Origin of the sequence: Neisseria sp. HMSC070F02 (genome assembly GCF_001814225.1) — a bacterium.
GTDB classification, from domain to species: domain Bacteria; phylum Pseudomonadota; class Gammaproteobacteria; order Burkholderiales; family Neisseriaceae; genus Neisseria; species Neisseria meningitidis.
The window spans coordinates 1-5,261 of sequence record NZ_KV815426.1; the positions used below are offsets into that span (position 1 = coordinate 1).

Below are 5,261 nucleotides of genomic sequence, written 5' to 3' on the forward strand. Positions count from 1 at the left end.
ATTCCCACTTTCGTGGGAATGACGGGATTTTGGTGTATTCCCTAAAAAAATAAAAAAGTATTTGCAAATTTGTTAAAAATAAATAAAATAATAATCCTTATCATTCTTTAATTGAATTGGGTTTATATGAACAATCCATTGGTAAATCAGGCTGCTATGGTGCTGCCTGTGTTTTTGTTGAGTGCTTGTTTGGGCGGAGGCGGCAGTTTCGATCTTGATTCTGTCGATACCGAAGCCCCGCGTCCCGCGCCAAAGTATCAAGATGTTTCTTCCGAAAAACCGCAAGCCCAAAAAGACCAAGGCGGATACGGTTTTGCAATGCGCTTCAAGCGGCGGAATTGGCATCCGAAGGCGAGTCCTAAAGAAGATGAGGTTAAATTAAAGAATGATGATTGGGAGGCGACAGGATTGCCGACAGAACCCAAGAAACTGCCATTAAAACAAGAATCCGTCATTTCAAAAGTAGAAACCAACGGTGATTCTAAAATCTACACTTCACCTTATCTCAGTCAAGATGCAGATAGTAGTCATGCAAATGGTGAAAACCAACCAAAAAACGAAGTAACAGATTACAAAAAATTCAAATATGTTTATTCCGGCTGGTTTTACAAACACGCGAAAAACGAAATCAAAGTCGAAAACGGATTAGTAAGTGCAAAAAACGGCGACGACGGCTATATCTTTTATCACGGTAAAGAACCTTCCCGACAACTTCCCGCTTCTGGAACAGTTACCTATAAAGGTGTGTGGCATTTTGTAACCGATACGAAAAATGGACAAAAATTTTATGACATTATCCAGCCTTCAAAAAGACAAGGCGACAGGTATAGCGGATTTTCGGGCGATGAAGGCGAAGAATATTCCAATAAAAATGAAAAGACTTTACAAAGCGGTCATGAAGGTTATGGTTTTACCTCGAATTTACAAGTGGATTTCGACAATAAGAAATTGACAGGTAAATTAATACGCAATAATGCGAACCAAAATAATACTAATAATGACAAACATACCACCCAATACTACAGCCTTGATGCGACGCTTAAGGGAAACCGCTTTAGCGGAAAAGCGGAAGCAACCGACAAACCCGGCAACGGCGAAACCAAGGAACATCCCTTTGTTTCCGACTCGTCTTCTTTGAGCGGCGGCTTTTTCGGCCCGAAGGGTGAGGAATTGGGTTTCCGCTTTTTGAGCGACGATAAAAAAGTTGCCGTTGTCGGCAGCGCGAAAACCAAAGACAAAGACGCAAATGGCAATACTGAGGCGGCTTCAGGCGGCGCAGGTGCGGCAGCATCAAACGGTGCGGCAGGCACGTCGTCTGAAAACAGTAAGCTGACCACGGTTTTGGATGCGGTTGAATTGACACTAAACGACAAGAAAATCAAAAATCTCGACAACTTCAGCAACGCCGCCCAACTGGTTGTCGACGGCATTATGATTCCGCTCCTGCCCAAGGATTCCGAAATCGGGAGCAATCAGGCAGATAAAGGTAAAAACGGCGGAACAGACTTTACCCGCAAATTTGACCACACGCCGAAAAGCGATGAAAAAGACACCCAAGCAGGTACGGCGGCGAATGGCAATCAAGCCGCTTCAAATACGGCAGGTGATGCCAATGGCAAAACAAAAACCTATGCAGTCGAAGTCTGCTGTTCCAACCTCAATTATCTGAAATACGGGTTGCTGACACGCAAAACCGCCGGCAACACGGTGGGAAGCGGCAACAGCAGCCCAACCGCCGCCCAAACGGACGCGCAAAGTATGTTCCTCCAAGGCGAGCGCACCGATGAAAAAGAGATTCCAAAAGAGCAACAAGACATCGTTTATCGGGGGTCTTGGTACGGGCATATTGCCAGCAGCACAAGCTGGAGCGGCAATGCTTCAGATAAAGAGGGCGGCAACAGGGCGGAATTTACTGTGAATTTTGGCGAGAAAAAAATTACCGGCACGTTAACCGCTGAAAACAGGCAGGAGGCAACCTTTACCATTGATGGTAAGATTGAGGGCAACGGTTTTTCCGGTACGGCAAAAACTGCTGAATTAGGTTTTGATCTCGATCAAAAAAATACCACCCGCACGCCTAAGGCATATATCACAGATGCCAAGGTGCAGGGCGGTTTTTACGGGCCCAAAGCCGAAGAGTTGGGCGGATGGTTTGCCTATCAGGGCGATAAACAAACGGAAAATACAACAGTTGCATCCGGCAATGGAAATTCAGCAAGCAGTGCAACTGTCGTATTCGGTGCGAAACGCCAAAAGCCTGTGCAATAAGCACGGTTGCCGAACAATCAAGAATAAGGCTTCGACGGCATCGCTCCTTCCGATACCGTCTGAAAGCGAAGATTAGGGAAACATTATGCAACAGCAACATTTGTTCCGATTAAATATTTTATGCCTGTCTTTAATGACTGCGCTGCCCGTTTATGCAGAAAATGTGCAAGCCGGACAAGCACAGGAAAAACAGTTGGATACCATACAGGTAAAAGCCAAAAAACAGAAAACCCGCCGCGATAACGAAGTAACCGGTTTGGGCAAATTGGTCAAAACCGCCGACACCCTCAGCAAGGAACAGGTACTCGATATCCGCGACCTGACGCGTTACGACCCCGGCATCGCCGTCGTCGAACAGGGGCGCGGCGCAAGCTCGGGCTACTCGATACGCGGTATGGACAAAAACCGCGTTTCCTTGACGGTAGACGGCTTGGCGCAAATACAGTCCTACACCGCGCAGGCGGCATTGGGCGGGACGAGGACGGCGGGCAGCAGCGGCGCAATCAATGAAATCGAGTATGAAAACGTCAAAGCTGTCGAAATCAGCAAAGGCTCAAACTCGGTCGAACAAGGCAGCGGCGCATTGGCGGGTTCGGTCGCATTTCAAACCAAAACCGCCGACGATGTTATCGGGGAAGGCAGGCAGTGGGGCATTCAGAGTAAAACCGCCTATTCCGGCAAAAACCGGGGGCTTACCCAATCCATCGCGCTGGCGGGGCGCATCGGCGGTGCGGAGGCTTTGCTGATCCACACCGGCCGGCGCGCGGGGGAAATCCGCGCCCACGAAGCCGCCGGACGCGGCGTTCAGAGCTTTAACAGGCTGGTGCCGGTTGAAGATGACAACCAATACGCTCATTTCGTGGTCGAAGAAGAATGCGAAAGCGGGAGTTATGAAACGTGTAAAAGCAAACCGAAAAAAGATGTTGTCGGCAAAGACGAACGTCAAACGGTTTCTACCCGAGACTACACGGGTCCCAACCGCTTCCTCGCCGATCCGCTTTCATACGAAAGCCGGTCGTGGCTGTTCCGCCCGGGTTTTCGTTTTGAAAACAAACGGCACTACATCGGCGGCATACTCGAACACACGCAACAAACTTTCGACACGCGCGATATGACGGTTCCGGCATTCCTGACCAAGGCGGTTTTTGATGCAAATAAAAAACAGGCGGGTTCTTTGTCCGGCAACGGCAAATACGCGGGCAACCACAAATACGGCGGACTGTTTACCAACGGCGAAAACGGTGCGCTGGTGGGCGCGGAATACGGTACGGGCGTGTTTTACGACGAGACGCACACCAAAAGCCGCTACGGTTTGGAATATGTCTATACCAATGCCGATAAAGACACTTGGGCGGATTATGCCCGCCTCTCTTACGACCGGCAGGGTATCGGTTTGGACAATCATTTTCAGCAGACGCACTGTTCTGCCGACGGTTCGGACAAATATTGCCGTCCGAGTGCCGACAAGCCGTTTTCCTACTACAAATCCGACCGCGTGATTTACGGGGAAAGCCACAGGCTCTTGCAGGCGGCATTCAAAAAATCCTTCGATACCGCCAAAATCCGCCACAACCTGAGCGTGAATCTCGGGTTTGACCGCTTTGGCTCTAATCTCCGCCATCAGGATTATTATTTTCAAAACGCCAAACGCGCCTATTCGTTGAAAACGCCCCCTCAAAGCGGCAAAAACAGCCCCAACGGCGACAAGAGCAAACCCTATTGGGTCAGCATAGGCGGGGGAAATGTGGTTACGGGGCAAATCTGCCTCTTTGGCAACAATACTTATACGGACTGCACACCGCGCAGCATCAACGGCAAAAGCTATTACGCGGCAGTTCGGGACAATGTCCGTTTGGGCAGGTGGGCGGATGTCGGCGCGGGCTTGCGCTACGACTACCGCAGCACGCATTCGGACGACAGCAGCGTTTCCACCGGCACGCACCGCACCCTGTCCTGGAACGCAGGCATCGTCCTCAAACCTGCCGACTGGCTGGATTTGACTTACCGCACTTCAACCGGCTTCCGCCTGCCCTCGTTTGCGGAAATGTACGGCTGGCGGGCGGGTGTTCAAAGCAAGGCGGTCAAAATCGATCCGGAAAAATCGTTCAACAAAGAAGCCGGCATCGTGTTTAAAGGCGATTTCGGCAACTTGGAGGCAAGTTGGTTCAACAATGCCTACCGCGATTTGATTGTCCGGGGTTATGAAGCGCAAATTAAAGACGGCAAAGAAACAGCCAAAGGCGACCCGGCTTATCTCAATGCCCAAAGCGCGCGGATTACCGGCATCAATATTTTGGGCAAAATCGATTGGAACGGCGTATGGGATAAATTGCCCGAAGGTTGGTATTCTACATTTGCCTATAATCGTGTCCATGTCCGCGACATCAAAAAACGCGCAGACCGCACCGATATTCAATCACACCTGTTTGATGCCATCCAACCCTCGCGCTATGTCGTCGGCTTGGGCTATGACCAACCGGAAGGCAAATGGGGTGTGAACGGTATGCTGACTTATTCCAAAGCCAAGGAAATCACAGAGTTGTTGGGCAGCCGGGCTTTGCTCAACGGCAACAGCCGCAATACAAAAGCCACCGCGCGCCGTACCCGCCCTTGGTATATTGTGGATGTGTCCGGTTATTACACGATTAAAAAACACTTTACCCTCCGTGCGGGCGTGTACAACCTCCTCAACTACCGCTATGTTACTTGGGAAAATGTGCGGCAAACTGCCGGCGGCGCAGTCAATCAACACAAAAATGTCGGCGTTTACAACCGATATGCCGCCCCCGGTCGCAACTACACATTTAGCTTGGAAATGAAGTTTTAAACGTCCAAACGCCGCAAATGCCGTCTGAAAGGCTTCAGACGGCATTTTTTACACAATTCCCACCGTTTCCCATCATCCCCGACAATACCGTAATCTTGAAACCCGTCATTTCCGCGCAGGCGGGAATCCAGACCGTTCGGTTTCGGTTTTTTTGAGGTTTCGGGTA

The 5,261-nt window shown here is 50.0% G+C and carries 2 protein-coding genes; both read left to right on the forward strand.

The annotated features are described in order from the left end of the window. Positions 1-126 precede the first annotated feature (126 nt). Positions 127-2,268: a transferrin-binding protein-like solute binding protein gene (locus HMPREF2959_RS05405; RefSeq protein ID WP_070696482.1), complete on the forward strand. Its 2,142-nt coding sequence runs from the start codon at positions 127-129 to the stop codon at positions 2,266-2,268. A gap of 85 nt (positions 2,269-2,353) precedes the next feature. Next, complete coding sequence (gene tbpA, locus HMPREF2959_RS05410; protein WP_070696485.1) at positions 2,354-5,095, forward strand: transferrin-binding protein TbpA; 2,742 nt, start codon at positions 2,354-2,356, stop codon at positions 5,093-5,095. Positions 5,096-5,261: the final 166 nt, after the last annotated feature.